This window comes from Pedobacter jejuensis (genome assembly GCF_003725795.1).
GTDB lineage: Bacteria > Bacteroidota > Bacteroidia > Sphingobacteriales > Sphingobacteriaceae > Pedobacter > Pedobacter jejuensis.
Genome location: NZ_RBEE01000006.1, coordinates 59,259 through 79,643 on the forward strand (window position 1 = coordinate 59,259; position 20,385 = coordinate 79,643).

The window sequence follows — 20,385 nt, forward strand, 5'->3', positions numbered from 1 at the left end:
AATTGTAGTTAATATGTCATTATAAATTTCTTAACTTCACATGTAGCGCTTAAGGCAGGACAATTAACAACTGTAAATCAGATACTTAATCCTATTTTTATGTAATTACTGCATTATGATTAATATACTATGAACCTGTTCAAAACCAAGACGTCCAATCTAGAAAGTGTTACTTATGACTTAATCAAAGCTTTAAGTGCCAAAGTGCTTTCACCAAGTATTTCAGAGTGCCTCAAAGCTCATCCTGACTTTCCTAGTATGCTATCCATAAGTGACTGTCTTACTGATTGGAATATCCAAAACAAAACATATCACATTCGCAAGGAAGAATATAATGTTAATGATCTACTCTTTCCATTTATTGCCTACTATCAAGAAGCGGGCGGGCGATTTGTATTAATCAATAGCATTGAAAATGGGATTGTTAGATTTTCTGATGAGAACCATAAAAAATCCGAATTAAAGGAATCCGAATTTCTGAAAAGATGGAACGGAGTAGTATTATATGCTGAGAAAAATGATACAAGTGGAGAAGTGGATTATAAAAAAAACAGAGTGAAGTCGATTTTGAACAGTTTATTGATTCCTGGATTTCTGATTTTTATCATTACCAGTTTCCTACTCTTTTACTCAACAATAGCTTTCTCTTCCATAATCATTATATCAAGTCTCTTAAAGATTTGCGGCACATCTATTAGTGTCTTATTAATTATTCAGAGTATAAACTCAAATAATCCTTTTATACAGAATTTATGCGGGCTAACTGGTAATAAAGATGATTGCAATGCTATCTTAAAGTCGGAAGCAGCTAAGGTAACCTCATGGCTGAGTTGGAGCGAGGTGGGCTTATTTTATTTTTCGGGCACTTTATTATCTTTAATTTCTGTTTCATCCTCGTTAGTCTTACTTGCCTGGCTTAATGCATTGGCTTTGCCGTATGTCATTTATTCTATTAGCTATCAGTATAGTGTAAAGAAATGGTGTGTTTTGTGCTGCATGGTGCAAATATTATTAGTGCTTGAGTTTGTGTCAAATTTATACTTTGGTGTTTTCAATTTAACGTTCAATCCTCTCCTGTCAAATTTAAGCATTCTCATTCTGTGCTTAGCTTTCCCTATACTTATGTGGTCATTTTTGAAACCTTTTTTTTCTCAGGCAGCGGAACTTCCCCTAGCAAAGTATCAGCTTAAAAAGTTTAAATTTAACAATCAACTTTTCCAGCAAGCTTTAACCAACCAACCGCGTTTCGCAATTTCGGAGGAGCTTAGACCTATAGTATTGGGGAACCCTAATGCTGAGACAATTATTACGATGGTTAGTAATCCTTTTTGTGGCCCATGTGCAGCTGCCCATAAAAAAATTGAAAGTTTATTAGCTGAAAGAACTAATATTAGAATAAATATCGTTTTTATACAGAAAAGAGAATGGGAGAAAAGTGACAAAATGCTTATAACTCAGCATTTATTTTCATTGATGAAAACTGAGAATGAATCTATCGGTCAAGCATTAAATAGCTGGTACAGTGCAACGGAAAAGAACTATTCTTTTTTGGCTAAGCAATATCCCATCCCAATCGATAATGAGGCAGAAAAGACAGCGAAGCTTCAACATAATTGGTGTGATTTGGCAAATGTTACCTTTACACCTACTTTTTTCATAAATGGCTACAAATTACCTGAACCCTATCGGATTGAGGATCTAAAATATTTACTTAATTAAATTATAATCAAAAAATATAATCCTTTCCCCATAACGGGAAGGTTAAGACATTAGACGAACTGATGAATAGGCTACCAGGTAGTTTTGTTCTAAAAAAAATCAATTATAAAATTTAAAATTTACTATTATGAAAGACCAAAAAAGAAATCAAGAAGAGAACCAGCTAAAAAGTCACATTTTTTCCCGTGAGGAGTTAAGACAAATAAAAGGTGGGGAGGATGATCCCTATGGTTATGGCACAGGTCGTTGTTTCGGAACATATGATGACAGGATTTGTTGGTATATGGGCCCTAGTGGAGTTGAAGTAAATGGTGAATGCGGTAGCTCTGACAATGGCTCGCAATGCAGATGTATTGCTTTTGACAGGTCATCTAGTGTTCCAGACTCTAGTTGCGTTAGATAATTTAACTTGTTTCGGAGAAACATTGATTCTCCGAAACAAAATATACTTTTATGAATAAAAAATTATTATTGATCATATTTAGCTTTGCCTTTACAAATATTTATTCACAAGATAGCTTTAGGGTGTCTGGAGTTGTATTACCAGCGTTAGGAGCTAAGAAAGCATACCTGATAATTAAAAGTAATGATCAAAGAAAAATAATACATAAGGACTCGTCAGCGGTTATAAACGGTAGCTTTAAGATTAGCGGCATGCTTTCTGAACCCTCACAAAATGCTACCTTGAGATTAGAAACAGTAAAAAAGAGTTATACTTATGATTTTGTTCTTGATTCGGGAATTAATAATATAAAACCGGTTTGGAATAACATAGATGAAGGATCGCGTGGAATTATGCAAAGTGAAACCGTTTCCAATGCAATTAAGAATAAGATTGACTCTATTAAAAGAAAAAGCTATCGGGACTATGCCACTAAAGAAGGCATTACTGGTGGTTTTGCACTGCCTAAAGAAGAAAATCACCGTCAATGTGTCGAAATACTATCATTACTAAAAAAATATCCTGATAACTATTATAGTCTTATTTCACTCTTTATTTTGAGCAAATCTGCTATTATGTATGATTACCCTGAAGAAATTATTGAAACCTTTAACGAATTTTCAATTGAACTTAAATCTTCTGCTTTAGGAAGAGAGTTAATCGCCAATAAAACAGGAGATATAAAGGCAAAACTAAACGCAATAGAAGGCCATTTAGCTCCTGTATTCACCGCTTTGGATGTTAATAATTATGAGTTTACGAATAATTCATTTACAAAATATCCTTATCTTATAGTCTTCTCAGCAACCTGGTGCATCCCATGTCAAAAGCAACTCCCTGCATTGCAATCTCTTTATTCTAAGTATAACAAAAATGGCCTGAAAATTATATATATTTCTTTGGATAAAGATTTTGAAAAATGGAAGAAACACATCCGTCAAAATCCAAAAGAATGGATAAATATTTCCGATGCTTCAGAATACCAGAAGGGACGTATTGGAAAATTATATCATGTCTCAGCTGTTCCTACCTATATTCTTGTCAATCAAAATGGAATTATTAGCTATAATTCGGATACCATGGATCCTGACCTATCAAAGATTGAAAAATATGTTGAGCAAACTATCAGCCTCAAAGATCAATAGATATGGTTCCTAATATTATTCATCAAATTGTAGGCCCAAAGACGAATAAGATTGTCGATCGCTGCCTCCTTTCTTGGCAACAATTACGTGGACACAAATTCCGGTTCTTAACCTGGAATGATCAAAATATAGAGATTTTTCTGGGAAAATATTACCCAGGGTATCTACCTATGTTTTTAAATGCTCGCAATCATGCTGAAGCTGCGGATATTGCTCGGTATATAATTATATTTCATTATGGTGGTTACTATATGGATTGGGATATTCAGCTGTTAGATAAAGATAAATTTTTAAACTTGGCGGAGCGCCATCCTAATGGATTTCTTTTGAGAGACCCGAGGGACGGAAGTATTGCTTCAGAATGTTTTTCTGCCTGCAGAAATGAACAATATTTAAGTGAGCTAGTGGAGGATATATCGCACCAATTTGATAACAGATTGTTTATGGGCAAGCACACTTTATTCTATTCCGGTCCTTTCCGCATGAAAGCTGTTTTAGATAAGGCAGTTGTTACATGCCAAACGATTATAGACGTAAAAGAAGTATTTCTTTATGATTACAGCGAAATTCAGAAAATGCCCGAACGAAATAATGATAAGCCTTTGATTCATTACTGGCTTCATTCTTGGTTGGCTGAAAGAAGTGAATAATACTTTACCTTAATTGACCGAAGATTAAATCTATATAACCCTGGTTAAAAAGATTGTTTAAATACTTTTTTCATACTGTTCTCGGTATTCTGGGCAATGATGTGTTTAAAAAGATGATATTTAAGATAAGATTATTAATTGAAGGTTATCGTTATCCTCTATAAATAAAATACTTTCTTTACTCATAAATAAATCAGAATGCAACGAACGTTGCTTAAATTTCTATCCTTCTATTTAGGAAAGAAAATTTAAATGAAGCTACTAAATCTCGCCTCTATATAAAAAACATCAGAATTTTTTTCAATTACTATTTAGCATTTTAATGATGTTCCTCATAAAACGCTGAAGCAAACTGCTTTCTCGTGTAACAATCTCGGCATCTGCCATCATACCTGGTTTGAGTATAATTGGATGATCTTTATCTTTTTGTTCGAATCTGGTAAAATCAATTTTAGCGACAAATACACTATCCTTTAGGGCAACATCGGTTATATAACTAATTTTGCCTTCTATTATGCCGTATTCTTCAAAAGGGAAACTACGCATCTTAACCAAGGTTCGTTGCCCTAAGCTCACTTTACCCATGTTATATTGTGGTATTTGTACTTCTCCAAAGAAATTTGTGTTACCAGGGTTGACTATGAAGAGTTCTTGATTCAAGGAAACTTGCTGATTTTCTTGTATTATTCCTGCGAAACCAACCCTACCCTCAAGGGGAGCAGTAATCACATACCTCATGATCCAAGCCTCGGTTTCATTTTGGATGCTTTTTAAAGCTTGACGAAATTTTGCCTGCTGCTCTTTCATTGTTTGCTCCAAGGTGGCTATCTCTTTTTGCTTCTCCATGTAATTACTGTGGTTGGTGAGTAGAGCAGTGGTAGACTGTTGTAATGGATACTTGCTTGCAAGATATTTGTTTTGTTGTTGCTTAAATTCATTATTTGAGATTACATTTTTACTTTTCAGTTTCTGGTAGGCAGCATATTCTTCTTCAGCATTTGCATACTCTTGCTTCTGTATAATTTGTTGCTGCTCAATTTGCTTTTGTAGTTTTTGAATTTCTATAAGATCTTGTTGTAAATAACTTCGTTGTTTAAGGTAAAAGCCCCCGGTTAATGTGTTATTGAATGCTAAATATTCCTGATAAAAAGTTTGGTAACTACTTTGAAGTTCCCCGAGATAAAGGCTGGAGGTTTTAAAATCTCCTTGATCGATGCTTTGAGATGTATTTAACTTTTGCTGTAGCTTTTGGAGTTGTTCTGCAAGTCTAATTACGTCCGAGTGTTTTGCAGTACTTTCTATATATGCCAAAGCTTGTTTTTCTTTCACTAAAACTCCCTCCTTGATTAAAATCTTTACCAACTTCCCTTGTTGGTGTGCAATTACAGGTTTGGGTGAATTGAGCGAATTAACTCTTAGAGAAGTTTTTACAATATCTGGGTAACGAATAAATGCCGAAAGCAAAACAATCATCAATAATACAATAAAGATAAGTGTAATACCCCTTCTCAAAATCCATGAAGGTACCGCGGTAATTATTTCTGTTATTGCTTCGTTATGGGTTTCAATTTGGGAAATATTTTCTTCTTCCATATCAATTTAATTCAAGCTGATTTTTTACCAATTGATAATACTCTCCTCTATTGGTAGTTAATTCACCATGTGTGCCCTGTTCAGTAATTACGCCTTTATCGATCACTATTATGTTATCAGCATTTTTAACTGTACTTAAGCGGTGAGCAACTACGACAACTGTTTTACCTTTGAAAAATTCTTCTAGATTCTGCATAATAATACGCTCATTATTAGCATCTAATGCATTTGTGGCTTCATCAAAAAAGATGTACTCTGGATCCTTATATACCGCCCGGGCAATGAGGATGCGTTGTTTTTGCCCTTGACTAATGCCATTGCCTTCCGCGCCAATTTTAGTACCCAAACCTAAGGGTAAGCCATCAATTAAATCTTCGATGTTAGCCATTTTAATGGCATGCTTAAGTTTTTCAGGATGGGGATACTCATCTGCTACAGCTATGTTCTTAGCAATCGTATCTGAAAATATAAATCCATCCTGCATCACTACCCCACATTTGGCACGCCAATAACGATAGCCAATCTGCTCGAATGAGGTTGCACCTACTTTAATCTCTCCTTTTTGCGGCAGGTAGAATCGCAACAAGAGCTTTAGAATCGTTGTTTTACCGCTACCACTCATCCCCACGATAGCAGTAGTTTTACCTTCAGGTATATTCAGGCTTATATCTCGAAGAACTGCTTCGTTTCCTGCACCAGGGTATGTAAAACTTAAATTTTGGAGTAGGATGCTTTTATCGCTGGGTAATTCCGTTACGAAATTTTGTGTGACAGGTTCTTCATCTTCCATCCTATGAATCTCATTGAGTCTTTCTAGGCTGATTTTGGCGTCTTGTAATTGTTGAATAAAACCTAATAATTGTTCTATCGGGCTGTTAACCTGACCTACAATGTATTGGATTGCCATCATACCACCAAGTGTGAGGTTTCCATCAATAACAGCTTTCGAGACGATAAAAGTAATTAGAATGTTTTTTCCCTCATTAATAAAGAATGCACCTGCTTGTTGTACTTGTCCTAGTGACAAGCTTTTGACGCTGTATTTAAACAAACTAGCTTGTAAATTTTCCCATTCCCAGCGTTTTTGCTGCTCACAGTTGTTTAGCTTTATTTCTTGCATGCCACCAATCAACTGCACTATACTACTCTGGTTTGTAGATGAAATATCGAAACGTTTAAAATCTAAGTTCCTTCTTGTTTTAAGGAAGGCAATAATCCAAATCGAATATAATACGCTGCTAGCTAAAAAAATAAAAAAAATATTCAGATTATAATAGGCCAATAATATGGTAAAAATAAATAAGTTAAATAAAGAAAATATAGTACTCAGTGCACTTCCCGTTAAAAAACTTTCAATCCTTTTCTGGTCGTTCATTCTTTGCATGATATCCCCAGTCATTTTGGTATCGAAAAAACTCATTGGCAATTTCATGAGTTTTATTAAGAAATCAGTTAGAATAGATATATTGATGCGAGTACTGATGTGTAAGAAAATCCAACTTCTAATAAATTCTACGCTCATCCTACCTAAAAACAACATAGTTTGAGCAATGAGAATGACGTAAATAAAATTTAAGTTTCTAGTACCTATCCCTACATCAACAATCGATTGAGTAAGAAAGGGGACAATCAACTGCAACAAACTACCTACACCTAAGCCAACTAATAATTGTATAACCAGTTGTTTATATTGATAGATGTACCGTAGTAAATAGCCCCAGTCAAGACCCCTGTTTTTATCGCCTTCTTGCTCATAGAAATATGGCGTAGGTGATAAGATTAGTACTACTCCTTTTGAATGTTCATCTTTGGAGATACTTAACCATTTTTGGAGAAACTCTTTTTCACTATATGCAATAAGGCCTTTAGCTGGGTCGGCTAGATAAAATATAGACTTCTTTATTCGATAAAGAATCACAAAATGATTCTGGTTCCAATGCAAAATAGTTGGTAATTCCAATTCTTTGAGTTGAGAGATAGTAACCTTCGCGCCCATGCTCCGAAAACCAATTTTTTCGGCGGCGTCACTAATTCCCAAGAGTGAAACGCCTTCTCTATTCATTCCACAAATATCCCTTAAGCGTTGCAGGTTAAAGTTTTTTCCATAATGCTTTGCAACCATTCTAAGACAGGTAGGACCACAGTCCATCTGATCCGGTTGTTTATAGAATATGAATTTAGATTTTATCATAATTTAGCATTGGAAAATTCAGCACTTATTTACTGTAAGCGACATACCGGCACCTCAAGTAAAATTGCAAAAGCTAATATTACAAATATTGTTGTTATGTTTATATATATTTCTTTTAAAAACTCTTCCTTCCAATCTGCTTCCCTTAAAATGTATAACTACTCGAATATGAAACTCAGAAAATTACCTTTCGTATTTTTCATAAACTGTTGGCGTATGAAGTATGAACTCCAATCTTTAAATTATCTCCAATGTATTCAAGCAGTTTGATAAAATCTTTAAAAAGCCTACCCACCGAACAGCTTATTGTGGGATCGTTTGTCATTTCTATCTGTAAGAGACTTAAATATTAAGTTGAAATTACTTAAAAACTGGCGTATGTCATTTGAGACCCTGATCAGAAAACATCCTGATTTCATAGACGAGGCAGGGAATCAGGCAGAATACCACTTCCAGTTTTTAGCAGGTATTATGCTCCACTAGCCAATAGTTGTCTGATCACAAAACCTATGGAACCATGTCTGGCAAAAGTAGATAGATTTCGATGTCAATTTGAAGCCTTAAAACTAAGCATATTGATGAAACTCATTCTGACCTTATTATATTAACATAATAATCTTAGTGAATTTAAAAAAGACCATATGGAAAATCTATTACTTGATTTAAATCTTTTAAAAAAAAGAGAGATTGCCTAAAAATTCTAACCTGCTCTAGCTTAGAATCTTTTGATAAATCCAACAAATTAAAATCATGAAGAAATTCAAATTTTTCACCTGCATTGCGAAGTTCGCTGATGTTTTTTTCCGAATAACTCTTTAGATTTCTATTTATTGTATTATCCAATAAGTAACTTTTACTGAATTTTAATTCAAAGGAATAAATTACTTTAAACAGATCGAACCGTATTTGATTTTCTTCAGATGCATACTTAAATAAAGAAAGAAGATTCTTTCTGGTATCATTGTCAAAGGCAACATTTCTTAAGACATTTTTATTAATGACACTATCGACCAGACTGTGCATTCTATCTAAAAAGCCTTCAGGTACCAAATCTAAAAAAAAATTATTTTTTATCGCAGTATGTCGCTCCAGTACTTTAATTAATTCATTTAAACTCAATTCTTCTGGTCGAATCATAGAATATAGCCTATTTATGTTTTCTTTATTCAATACTTCTTGTGGGTGATGTTGATCATTAAATGGATTGGTCAAACGAGAAATGTAATAATTTAATAGTTTGACAATACTATTTTGATTTAAAGGAACATCCATCGATTGGATTAGCCTATGGGATGCAATCAGATCAATCTGGTATAGAAAACTATTTGTATTCTTTTTCAAAAAACAGTTCTTAACCAAATACTCGATTGAAATTCCAAAGTCAAGAAAATAATCAAAATGCTTGTCAAAACTAATATGTTCAAGCTGATGAATGATTTTTGTTAAAATGCTGTTAGCAAGATTTTTATATCTGATATCATTTGTATATTTTGCATAATGAAATAAAAAGATTACCGCCATAAGCCCATTTGCGTCACTAAAGCCTGTTGTCAATTCATCTGAAATTTTTGTTACTTCTATACCATGTTTTAAAAAGTGATTAATGTTTTCCTTGAAAAGTGGATTGAGTTTAGTGTTCATCCTTTTTCGCTGAATGTCATTTAACCCATTTTGAATTTTATATTTGTATTTACTTAAAAAAGAGTCTTCCAGTTCATTATTATTACGAGCGATATCTGAGATAAATTTTTCAAACAGTGATTGTTCATCTACCCTCCACCGCTCTGAATTCGGGCAGGTGCTTTCGATATAATTTACGTCTCCACGATCCTTTCTTTTCATCCACCTGGAAAAAGAACGGCATTGGTAGTGATTAATATGGGCTATCAATGTTTTGTCGGGGGAAACTTTACCAGTGAATTTTTTTCCATTGGTGTCCACCCTCTCCCCAATCTTCATTGTGCAAAAGTGTGGAGAATTTATACCTATAATTAAATCAGTTCTAGAGAAAGTTTTTTCCTCATGATGTGGAATCAGTTTTCTTTTAGTTAAACTTGTGGTGATTAGTCTTTCTGGATCATTTAAAAAACCATTATGACCAAACAAGTGCCAATTTAAGGAAACTGCTGCGGCATGTGGAAAGCGGGAAAGAAACAGACGGATATTTTTATCTTGTCTTAAAACCACAAACTCATCCACATCAAGGAAAATAACCCATTCATAGTTTTTAATGAGATTTATGGCCGCATATCTGAATGCTAAAATTTGTCTATTTTGCTCAATCTTATTTATCTCAGACCACGGTATAACTGTGCAATAATTCTCATGAGCTTTTATATATCCGACTAATGGCGAATCAACCTGATCGTCAAATAAAAAAAAATGTTCTACTCCTATTAACTTATGATATACTAACCATTCATCCACAAATTTTTCTTCGTCCTTTATTACCGAAACTGCACATAAGAATTTTTTTTTCATCTTTTAAGACTATAAATTACAGCAATAATGTTATGTACAAAATAGTTAAAAAAACGCTTGATATCGTTATAAAATCCAAAACCGGGTAATTTTATTAAGGTTTTTTTCCTCTATGACCGCTCAACCATGCTTTAAAATATCTACATGTTTACACTCTAATAATTCTTTCCCTAGATTAGCGATATAGAAAACTTCTTTTTTGATCTTGAAAAGCGATACAAAAAATGATTATCTTTCCAATGAAATGTAGTTAGAGGGGCAATATTTTTCAATTGGTCTGGTGTTAGTTTTGATCCAGTCGTTTTAATAATCAGTCTTTCAGCTTACTTACTTCATCCTGCCATTGAATTTCTAACCCAATTAATATAAGAAGAGCTTCTTAAGGTTTGCATCTAGTAATATTTACGATTGTGCTTTAATACCATTTGGAGAAAAGTTAGGTCACGTCAATATAATTGTTTATAATATTTAAATTTTAAAGGCTGTTAGGTTAAATCATTTAGATTTTTTAATAAAGAAGTTTACGAGTATCATTTTAGAATAGACTGAACTAGCTTACCGAAACTTCCATTGAACATTTTTTAACTAGCAACAAGACGTAAAGTTGAACTCGATAATCAACGCCAAAATGTAAAATAATCTGATTAATTAGCTGAGGGTAAAAAATCATGAAGCTCTCTGTTTTAAAAGGTAGAAGTCTTAACGAATAATCAAATTCTAAAAATCTATGATCATAGAACTCTAACAAATTATCACAAAATATTAGTTGTTTTATAGCCTTCACATTTGTTTCTAAATCTTGATCAACGTGCTTATAAATTTCGATATGAACCTCTGGTTGCTGTCTAAGCTCAAACTTTTCCTCAATAGACTCAATTACTACACAAATTTTGCTGAGAATATCTTCTAAAATAAATAATCGATTAAATAAAATTATCAATTGCATAAATGCGGAAATTAATTCCTTCTTTGCTGGCGGGTTTTTCATCAGCCATGAAGAAATTAGAGAGGCAAAAGAAAATATAATGTTTCTATCATCAACATTTGATATTAAATATCGTTCTTCATTAAAATCACTTAAAAACACCTGATTATTGGGATAATTCATCCACAAAGATTCACCAGGCTTTAAATTAGATTTGTTTCTTTTTGAGGGATTTTTTTTTAAAAATTCACTTAATTCATTCACAATATAAGTTTCAAAATTTTTATTGTTGTTTGGAATAAATAAGATAAGCTTGATAACATCTCCTTTTTCTGTATTGAAAAATAACAGTTTATCCAAAACTGAAAATTTTATTAATAGAGACCTAATATATGCAACCAAGATAGGCCATTTCAAAGATGAATAACTTATAGTTAAATGTAATGTTCTCATCTCCATTTATTTTAAATAAATCGTTTCTATAAAGTTTAATGTCACCACCCCTTTGCCGTAGCCATCAACATTCACATGGTCCATCGGCTGAGTAAGAAACTGTTTTAGCCGGGATCGGTTCTCCATTTCGCTTTTGAGTAATTTCAGATGGTTCTGAAGTTCAATATTTCCTACCTTAAAATATCGCTTATTCGAAGCTGAATGATAGAAACCTCCTTTATTTTTGTAATTGTGAAAATTTTTATTCTTTTCGGCGCCTATTTTAAGCGCAATACCATTGAGCAGCTGCTTCCAATACCCTTTAGTCCATTCTCTTTCAAGAGAGATTTTATTATCAAATTCATTTTGTAATTCAGTTTGTTTTTTTTCTTCATTATCTAAGAAACAGCCCATTTCGAAGGTTCCGTCTATATAAAAGTACAGGACTTCTGTTTTATCGGGTTGGATATATCGAAGGTAAATATCTTTACAGTTCTGCCCTATGTGCTCATTTGCAAAACGTTCTTGGTTAGAATGATGTATGACTTCCAAGAAAGCCTTATTAAAAAAACGAACATGCTTTAACTTACGAATTGATAGTCTCCTATACAACTCAATATCTTCAAAACCATAACCCGACATGGATTCATGATAACCCCTAGATTTCTTAAAATCAGTTGCTTTTATTACCAATCGCCCAATAACATCCCGATAATAGAATTGCGGTGTTAAAAAGATTTCATTATTGTGCTGAAAATTTTGATTTATAAATTGAGCAAAATTGACACCCAAAAAGTTGTCTGCATCAACATTGCATAAAAGATCACCAGTTGCCAGCCTAAATGCCATATTTCTGGAATGGCTTCTATCAAATTGAATTGGTTGAGCGTTATGGTAATATTTAAGGATACCTGATTTGAGATATTTTTTCATATTATTCATAACCCAAGTTTTTGTCCCATCTGAAGAGTTATAATCGAGCAAAATATATTCAAGATTACTATAGCTTAGATTTGCCAGAATATTCCTTTCAAGGGTATGCTTAAGATGATGAAGCCTATTCATTGAGACAGTACAAAATGAAATTAGATATTTTGTTTCCATATCTTATGTTTTTATTAATGACAATTAATAGCTCATCTAACTTTTTAAAATGTGAATAGGTCTAACAAACCAACAGTTTCATTAACAAGTCTAATAAGACCAAAAGTTATGCAAAGATTTTTGTTTAGTTCATATTGAGCAATGTCGAAAAAATTAATCCCTTGCTACTAATTGCAGCATTGATCATTTTAATTATGTGAGGCATAACATCAATGTTTATACATCAAAATAAAAGAATGAAAAGCATAACCAAAAGTTTTGACAGTTGGCAATCGCCTTTCCAACAGTTATCCTAGCGAGGTAAGCCATGTGAGTAATACCAATTTCAGGCTATAAATAGCTAACTTTTATGAGAAATCTGCTTTTACCCATATCTGCTCAAAATAAAACTTAATACTATCATATGAATTTAACGGCCATTAGGCAACAAGTAGTTTGTTGAATGTGGTCTTTGCTAATCATTTGGTTGATTATACTTAAAATTTTTAAAATAAAGTTTATTATTTACTTGATTAAGATCTGATAATTTAAAATCTGAAGACTACTTTCTGTAATAAGTAAAAAATATCTTATCAACATAAATTCGGAGAAAGACATTTAGCTGCATAGTAGTGAAAATTGTATGTTTAAGATACAAATTTTTTAGCTGAAATTTACAATAGTTTAAAGTCCCAAGAAGCAAAAGCATGCTTCTTGGGACCTTAGTAAATCAATAGCAATTACCTGAATTACTACTAGGTCCTAAACACTGGTAATATACACCACACAAATCGTTATAGCACCTTTGCCAAACTCCTCCCATTGATGAGCAATGCTGAGCGCCTTCGAATGACTGATTTTCACAGCCCGTGTAGCCTCCACTAATTTTTTTCATCTGGTCTTTGCTAAGCATTTCCTTGATGCCGCCGATTTTTAAATTAAAATTTTTCATTTTAAATTTTTAAATGTAAATAACCTAAAATTCCGAAGTTAGGTCAATCTTCGCCTGATATCAGAGTCAGGACCTCACTGTCGCTAAGACAATATTTTTTTCATAATTCGGCTCTTATTATTGATATTTATTAAAATGTATTAAATTTCCTTTTAGACTAATTCCTTCAATAATTATCAATTGGTTATTTTGCGCTGCAGGATATAAAATTTTGAGTTTTCCGTTTTTGTCCGTTACTAAATCAGGTTTCCAAAAGATTGTTTGTTCTATACCTAACTCTTTGTAATGATCATTTCTAACCGTGTAAGTTTCTTTTTTAAGTGAAAAAACTGGGTCAATTATAATGGTATTAGTAGAAATTGATGAGGTCGATGTTTTACTATTGCCCCCTTTTTTTGTAGTAATTAAAATCACTCCGCCTGCACCCCTAATTCCATATATTCCTGTATAGGCTGGATTCTTCAAAAGCTCTATACTTTCAATATCTCTTATTGACACCTCTCTTAAATCCCTAAAAATACCATCAACCCCATCTACCAACACAAGAATATTTGGAAGGTTAGAAATCCCAACTGAAGAGTTCAATCTGTAGCCTGAAGTTCCAATTGCTCTTACTCCAGGCAATAATAAATCTAGAGAAGTTAGATCCGTCATTTTATCTAAAGTTTCTGAAAGAATAATAACATCTGCCTTCCCAGGCCCATTTAGGTTTGCAGAATGTGAATTATTTATTTTAGGTTTGGGATTGTAATCCTTAATGGTCACCTCTTTCAACTTATTGGTACCACTAAAAGTAAAATCCCCTTCTCTAGATGCTTTAAGGTGAGTTGCATAATTACTGTACTCTTTACTAATATTGAATGCTTCTAAAAGGTCGCGCTTGGTATGGTCAACCGAAATATCTAAAATTTCTGGAATGGGGTGTTCATCTAGTGTAATAATATACTTCGCTCCATTCTTTGGTTTGGCTTGAATCCTTAATGAGAAATAGCCCATAGAATCAGGGAGAAGGAAAGTAAACCGTCCAACACTATCAGTTAGTGTATCAATTAACATCCCAGAGCCGAGTTCTCCGGCAAGAAGCGTTACAGGGATATTTTTAATGCTAGAATTTCTAGAACTTGCTTGTATTCTTCCACTTATCTTTAATTTATTTTCTGCTGTAAATAGAGTCTGTTCAATCTGATTTGTAGCAATTTCCTTCCAGCTATACCTTCTCCAGCCATGAGTGAGCATCAGATCATCCAGTGCTTTTACCCTGATCTCAGACCTATCGCTAAAATAATAATTAGGCTGTTCAATGTAACCTTTTAAATCCGAGGTTAGCAGGAGATTACTATATATAGTATTCTCTGAATCCCCGTCTGTGGGCGAGTTTCCTGTAGTAACAGACATCGACAAGCTCGCAACAACAGGTTTCCCTAAACGGTCTGTTGCCTGCAATTCAAGTTCAATTTGCTCGCCTTTCTGATATGTTGGTTTTAGTCCATTAATTACCAATTTTACCTCATCAGTATATTGGTTGAATATAAGTCTTTCAGATATTGGCTGATTGTGTGCATTCAGCAAGCTCAACTGTATGATTCCACCTGGAATTCTATCTTTTGGGATACTGACATTAATTTGCTGATTAGGGAAAGTCGTCTCCATATAAAACAAAGGTGAGCCGTTGGAAATCGGTATGAAGTTCATTTTCTCTTTCCCTAGTAAATCTTCTGAAGCCTGTAATTTCACAAACAGGGTATCTGAATTGCTATTATCTGCATCAATCACATAACCACTTTGCTGGGCTTTAGGAATCATAATAGTTTGTTTTGAGCCATCAGCAAAGTTTATAATTGCGGTGTAACTTTTACCTTTCTGCGGTAGAAAGTTAAAAGCGCCAAGCCCACCGTGCCCGGTTGCAAATCTCAGAATATGCTTTCCTGTATCATCTACAACAGATCCAGTTCCTACAACACCCTTTCCATTTGACGCTACCATTTTAAAACCAACTTTGGAATTAAGGCCATTTACCAGCTGCCCACCTTCAGGGTAAAAACTCACCTCATAATTTTGGGAAGAGGCATTGGTTATACTTTTATTCTCAACTGCTGTTATGCCATATTCTCCTTTTCCATATTTCGTAAAAGGATTGATTACATAGATCTCTTTTGAAAAGTAAAACTCAGGATCAAAATTCCGCATCCAGTTTGTGTAAGCACGAACCTGATACACACCAGCTGAAAGAGTGTCGGGCAAAGCAAAATTACCTGAACCAAATCCTGCAATCAATTGATGGGATGATGATTTTATAACCTTTGTATTTTTACCAATGAACTCTACATATAGAATATGACTAAGATCACTGGGGATATTTTTTGAGGCATTAACCAAATATGAAGCAAAACGGATTGTATCACCTGAGGCATAAAACGAACGGTCAAAATGTAAATGAACTTTTTCCTGAGGAAGAATCTTGCTACGATTATTCAGGTTGTCAATGAGGGGATTTGAAACAGATTTAGCCTGTCCAAAAACAGAACAACTGTAGCCTATAAAAATCACAAAGTATAAAAGCCTAATTTGTAAAGACATAATATCGCAACCCTAAGGGTAATTTTATATAAAATATTTCAACTCTTGAACTTTAAAATTCGGTGGCACTTTACTACCATTAATGAATAAGGTTGGTGTGAATTCAATTTTCGCAAGTTGAGACCATGAATTTTGAATTTCCACTGCTTTAAAATCTTCATTCATTATTTCCACTGGAAACTGCAAAGACCAAGTTTCGTAATTTTTATCCATCCTATTATACCAATCATTGAGCGCATGACGCATCGTATCCCGGTCATTCCTATATAACGCCATTAGGTGTGCAGCCACGTTTTTTCTTGAATCTTTAATAGAATCACTCGTAACAAATACGATTTGCAACTTAAAACTATCTTTTTCCATACACCATTCTTCCAGTATTTTATGTGCATCTGCACATGGAGTACAATTAATATTTGCGGCCATGGTTACAGTATATTCTGATTCTGCATTACCAATTATTAAAGCTTGTTTTTGTTCAAGTAACGATACCTTGTTCTGCTTTTCAAGTAGCGCCCAAAAATAAACAGGGTTATATTTTGTATGGAAAAGTTGCGATTTAATTAGCGGAAACTGTTGCGCGCTAATCAAAAGAGGTTTGATAAATAACCAGGAGGTTATCACAAGAAAAAAATAAAGTGAAAGCCTGATAATGGAGGTTATCGGGATTTCATTTTTAAATGATACTTCACTGATTGTGACCAAAAGTTCTAGCCAAAACACAATCTGGATAATACAGCACAATACACACCATTTTTTCGCAATAAATGCTTGAAAGTAAATTGAATAAAATGTATAAGGAAGAGTGACCATGGTCACGACGGCAAGTATAGAAAATGATGATTGGTTGACATCAGAAATCAAAAAAAGCCAAGTGGAGGTGAAATAAAAAAACCCGAGCTCCGCCCAACTGATAAGTCCAAAAAGTTTAGATTGTTTAGAAGAAAGAATCATATTGCAATCAACTTTCCTTCCCGTTTTACATAATGATCTTATAAAGGGATTTTTGACATCAAAGTGCTGAATAAGTAGTAAAATGGATACGAAAATGCCTACTATCTTTAATATCAACAAGATGATAAAAGATGGAAATAACAAAGTTCCATTCTTAAGTGCAAGCATAACAACAAAAATAATTGCTAATATTAAAGCAGGGAGTCTTAAACTATCAAGCCGTTGCTCAGCCCGTTTAGATTTATAGTCGATTTCTCCTGAGTTGTCTTCACGTTGAGCCAATAATGCAGTGCCGGAAAATATTTCTTTGAACTTGTCAATATATATTTTGTGATTTTCCCATCTCTCATTTGAAGCAACAATATAATCTTTTTCTATAGCAGTAATTAAAGCAAATTCACCATTATTAATGTTAAGATGTGCAATAAAAGGGATAGGAAATTCGACCAAATCTTCAACAGTGAGTTGATAAGCACCATTTGGTATCTGCCACTTGTCAAAAAGATCGCTTATTGTTGAAATACTTGGCGAATCAGGATGATTAGCAACTTCCTCAATCACTGATTTACGTGTTACAGATATCTTCAGGGCTTTCAAAAGACCTAATAACACTTGCACTATGTTTTTATCCATGTTTTATCAAACAATATTTGGTCAAAATTCGAGGATTTGTATTTGAGCAATCTTAAAGTTTGTCAACTATAAAAAAAGCACAATTAGCTAATTTTTTTTTACCTAAATATGGATTTAAAAATGATGGATACAATTGTTCCAGTTTGGAAAATTTGAGAGCTATAGACATTGTATATTTGGTTAATAAAAGTTGGTACCTTATAATAGGCAATATAGTAAATTTTTATAAAAATTATTTCAACAAATAATAATATAATAACCAAAAGATTATATTTTTAATCGACATCAAAGTGCAATTGCAAAAATCTCTTAAAGTGTGTATTTCAGTAAAAGTATTTACCAGATGAACAACAAAACCCCAATCTAAATGGAAGGCAATCCGATCCATTTTATTTTAAAACTCATAATCTTTGAGCTAGCAACATTTATTTGTATGATGATCAGAATTGTTTCCATAGTTCTCTTTTATAATATCAATTGTTTGTTTTTTCTCTTTGGTTTCCTTATTTCCTAATTGATGTGTGAATCTAGAATTTTAGCGTAGCGGCAAGATGCTGCTATCGTTATGCTCTGAAAATTGTTTCCCTAAAATGATTGACGTCCCGCTTTTGCGATTGCTTTAATTTGCGTAACCAAAATTTGCTCTTTGGTAGGGACTCTCGCGAATTCGATCTTCTTTTTGTATCACTAAAATCTTTCTTGATAACTTTGATAGACTTTGTTTTGTGATACGGGCTTTTGGTACCAGAGCTTTTAAGATATAGTTCAATCCAAAACAGATTTAAGAATCTTATAATACAACTTTTTTTTTGAAACATTGAGCTCTCTAGACTACTTGTATTATAGTGGTATATTTCTAAATGAGTGGTTACCGGACTAGGTGGTATAAGCACAACATATTTGATAGACTTACTATTAAATCCAGAATAGAACTTCTAGCATTTGCGCTTTTTTTTCGCTGCTAAAAGGCGACATTCGTCTATCATGAAATTAGATTACTCAAAGAAACGATACGGATATAAATCTGGGTTATCTATGCCGGATTTTATCGAACCGAGAAAATAGTCCTTAAACGACTTTATGGTTTTATAATCTAAACTTGAGTAGAGACTTTCTGCCATTGTCCACGTTTCAACTCTTGTTGCCAAATCTGACAACAACCTTGCAAAAGAGTCTTCATTAGATTCTTCCCATTGTTTTAAATAATTCAGCATCCAAGAATCGACTTTATCTTTTTTATATCCTACTAAAACGTATAAGCAATCTTCCTGAGGTATGGCATTGGTAAAAATTGAGTTTAAAGGCTCGGTATCATTATATCTTTTAACGATATTTTGAAAACTATCAACATAACTGAAAAGTGCTGAAATACAAACCTTGTATTTTGGAAGTTTAATTGTTTTGAAATAAAAAAGGTTATTGCTCGCCAATAGTTCTGCTTCAAAGGCATCCTTATACATGCTAAGATCGTTGAAAGCAATCTCGTTGCCTTTAATATTGATCTCTTCATTTTCGAAAAAACTCCTATCAAGTTCCAATTTGAGAGTGTTCGAATTTAAAATAGATTTAGCAATATCGATATTTTTCTCTTTTTTCCTCAATTCCGCACATAAAGAACGGTATGAAAATAAAAGCTGTGTTCTATAATCAAAAAAATCTATGTTAACACCCTCAACCTCCTTAAAAATGGTGGTATCGTGAAAGTTGCAAAAGAGTGGGTAACTGGTCACCTTATTAATTCCTACTTTTTGAAAATCCACCATTCCACTCTTTTCAATCTTAAAAAAATCGTTTGGTTTTATTTATATTAGATGCGAATTTTCAGTAATGTGCGACAGCACACCATTACGCTGCATTAAATGTGAGTTAATTGTATAATCTGAGCAACCTGGAGATTGACAAATTCTTTGTTTATCATTAACTCGTTTAATAATAGTTTCGTAAATTACAAAAACTTTCTTTTGCTGTTTGGTCATTTTTTATCATTTTAAGGCTTTTCTTTAAACGAAGTCCATTGGGACAGTAATTTAGATAATTAACTCGTTTAAAAAAAATCAGATTACGTTCGGTCGTTGCAATATACTACAATGTTATTAATGAGATTTGTTATTAAAGCATTTGCTATGGACACTCAAAAGAAAAATAGAAGGAGTATTAAACCCGGCTTTTCCATTTACTATCGGCAACTGCAAATAAATCTTCTCCGTATTATCGCTTCGATCCTAGTACCTAGTTGAGTCACTAAGAAGCCTCTTTGTCCAGAAAAAAGTTTAAGTTCAAAACTACCATTTTGAGTTTACCTCTAGAAATACTTTAACCACGAGGGTGTTTTGCAAGATGTATTTTTGTATACACAAAAAAATCTTGCGCCCTTGAGGTCGGGTATTTCCTCGGAACTCGGAAATACTTATGACACTAATAAATCATCCAAAAAATCTGCAATATGAAATTGGTAATGCATCCTAAAAAAACAATAATCTAGGATATACTAAATGGAAGACATTTTTGAACACTACGAATATGTGAGGTTTATATCGATAAGAAAGATATCCCTAATGCAGTGCGAAGAAAGCTAAAAATAGAAATGATTTTTTTACCCTATAATTAT

At 33.3% G+C, this 20,385-nt stretch carries 12 protein-coding genes; 3 read left to right on the forward strand and 9 right to left on the reverse strand.

The annotated features are described in order from the left end of the window. Positions 1-129 precede the first annotated feature (129 nt). The 3 genes from D7004_RS04815 to D7004_RS04830 all read left to right on the forward strand — a co-directional run bounded on the left by D7004_RS04815 (position 130) and on the right by D7004_RS04830 (position 3,956). Positions 130-1,719: a cysteine peptidase family C39 domain-containing protein gene (locus D7004_RS04815; protein WP_123204742.1), complete on the forward strand. Its 1,590-nt coding sequence runs from the start codon at positions 130-132 to the stop codon at positions 1,717-1,719. A 453-nt stretch (positions 1,720-2,172) separates the two neighbouring features. Next, the gene (locus tag D7004_RS04825; protein WP_123204744.1) at positions 2,173-3,306 is read left to right on the forward strand and encodes a TlpA disulfide reductase family protein; all 1,134 of its coding nucleotides are present in this window, start codon (positions 2,173-2,175) and stop codon (positions 3,304-3,306) included. 2 nt (positions 3,307-3,308) lie between these two features. Further along, on the forward strand, positions 3,309-3,956 hold the full coding sequence (locus D7004_RS04830; RefSeq protein ID WP_123204745.1) for a glycosyltransferase: 648 nt from the start codon (positions 3,309-3,311) through the stop codon (positions 3,954-3,956). Positions 3,957-4,256: 300 nt separating this feature from the next. Here the strand turns inward: D7004_RS04830 and D7004_RS04835 are convergent, their stop codons facing one another. The 9 genes from D7004_RS04835 to D7004_RS04880 all read right to left on the reverse strand — a co-directional run bounded on the left by D7004_RS04835 (position 4,257) and on the right by D7004_RS04880 (position 19,540). Further along, positions 4,257-5,549 (reverse strand): HlyD family secretion protein, encoded by a 1,293-nt coding sequence (locus tag D7004_RS04835; protein WP_123204746.1) that lies wholly within the window; start codon positions 5,547-5,549, stop codon positions 4,257-4,259. 1 nt (position 5,550) lies between these two features. Then, complete coding sequence (locus D7004_RS04840; RefSeq protein WP_123204747.1) at positions 5,551-7,740, reverse strand: peptidase domain-containing ABC transporter; 2,190 nt, start codon at positions 7,738-7,740, stop codon at positions 5,551-5,553. A gap of 627 nt (positions 7,741-8,367) precedes the next feature. Next, a complete protein-coding gene (locus tag D7004_RS04845; RefSeq protein WP_123204748.1) occupies positions 8,368-10,221 on the reverse strand; it encodes a glycosyltransferase family 2 protein in 1,854 nt (617 codons plus the stop codon). Between the two features lie 550 nt (positions 10,222-10,771). After that, entirely contained in the window at positions 10,772-11,599 is an 828-nt protein-coding gene (locus tag D7004_RS04850; RefSeq protein ID WP_148042760.1) for a hypothetical protein, read from the reverse strand. 6 nt (positions 11,600-11,605) lie between these two features. Then, entirely contained in the window at positions 11,606-12,682 is a 1,077-nt protein-coding gene (locus D7004_RS04855) for a glycosyltransferase family A protein (RefSeq protein WP_123204750.1), read from the reverse strand. 709 nt (positions 12,683-13,391) lie between these two features. Continuing rightward, positions 13,392-13,613, reverse strand: coding sequence for a hypothetical protein (locus D7004_RS20560; RefSeq protein WP_123204751.1), 222 nt, complete (start codon positions 13,611-13,613; stop codon positions 13,392-13,394). Positions 13,614-13,730: 117 nt separating this feature from the next. After that, positions 13,731-16,190 carry a TonB-dependent receptor plug domain-containing protein gene (locus tag D7004_RS04865; RefSeq protein ID WP_123204752.1) on the reverse strand — a complete coding sequence of 820 codons (2,460 nt, stop codon included), beginning with the start codon at positions 16,188-16,190 and terminating at the stop codon, positions 13,731-13,733. A gap of 24 nt (positions 16,191-16,214) precedes the next feature. Beyond that, a complete protein-coding gene (locus tag D7004_RS04870) occupies positions 16,215-17,777 on the reverse strand; it encodes a vitamin K epoxide reductase family protein (RefSeq protein ID WP_123204753.1) in 1,563 nt (520 codons plus the stop codon). 995 nt (positions 17,778-18,772) lie between these two features. Then, positions 18,773-19,540, reverse strand: coding sequence for a hypothetical protein (locus D7004_RS04880; protein WP_123204755.1), 768 nt, complete (start codon positions 19,538-19,540; stop codon positions 18,773-18,775). Positions 19,541-20,385: the final 845 nt, after the last annotated feature.

What these genes read in the sequence shown, in the direction of transcription:
- D7004_RS04815 (WP_123204742.1), top strand. Translation starts at nt 130, where the DNA reads ATGAACCTGTTCAAAACCAAGACGTCCAATCTAGAAAGTGTTACTTAT.
- D7004_RS04825 (WP_123204744.1), top strand. Translation starts at nt 2,173, where the DNA reads ATGAATAAAAAATTATTATTGATCATATTTAGCTTTGCCTTTACAAAT.
- D7004_RS04830 (WP_123204745.1), top strand. Translation starts at nt 3,309, where the DNA reads ATGGTTCCTAATATTATTCATCAAATTGTAGGCCCAAAGACGAATAAG.
- D7004_RS04835 (WP_123204746.1), bottom strand. Translation starts at nt 5,549, where the DNA reads ATGGAAGAAGAAAATATTTCCCAAATTGAAACCCATAACGAAGCAATA.
- D7004_RS04840 (WP_123204747.1), bottom strand. Translation starts at nt 7,740, where the DNA reads ATGATAAAATCTAAATTCATATTCTATAAACAACCGGATCAGATGGAC.
- D7004_RS04845 (WP_123204748.1), bottom strand. Translation starts at nt 10,221, where the DNA reads ATGAAAAAAAAATTCTTATGTGCAGTTTCGGTAATAAAGGACGAAGAA.
- D7004_RS04850 (WP_148042760.1), bottom strand. Translation starts at nt 11,599, where the DNA reads ATGAGAACATTACATTTAACTATAAGTTATTCATCTTTGAAATGGCCT.
- D7004_RS04855 (WP_123204750.1), bottom strand. Translation starts at nt 12,682, where the DNA reads ATGGAAACAAAATATCTAATTTCATTTTGTACTGTCTCAATGAATAGG.
- D7004_RS20560 (WP_123204751.1), bottom strand. Translation starts at nt 13,613, where the DNA reads ATGAAAAATTTTAATTTAAAAATCGGCGGCATCAAGGAAATGCTTAGC.
- D7004_RS04865 (WP_123204752.1), bottom strand. Translation starts at nt 16,190, where the DNA reads ATGTCTTTACAAATTAGGCTTTTATACTTTGTGATTTTTATAGGCTAC.
- D7004_RS04870 (WP_123204753.1), bottom strand. Translation starts at nt 17,777, where the DNA reads ATGGATAAAAACATAGTGCAAGTGTTATTAGGTCTTTTGAAAGCCCTG.
- D7004_RS04880 (WP_123204755.1), bottom strand. Translation starts at nt 19,540, where the DNA reads ATGGTGGATTTTCAAAAAGTAGGAATTAATAAGGTGACCAGTTACCCA.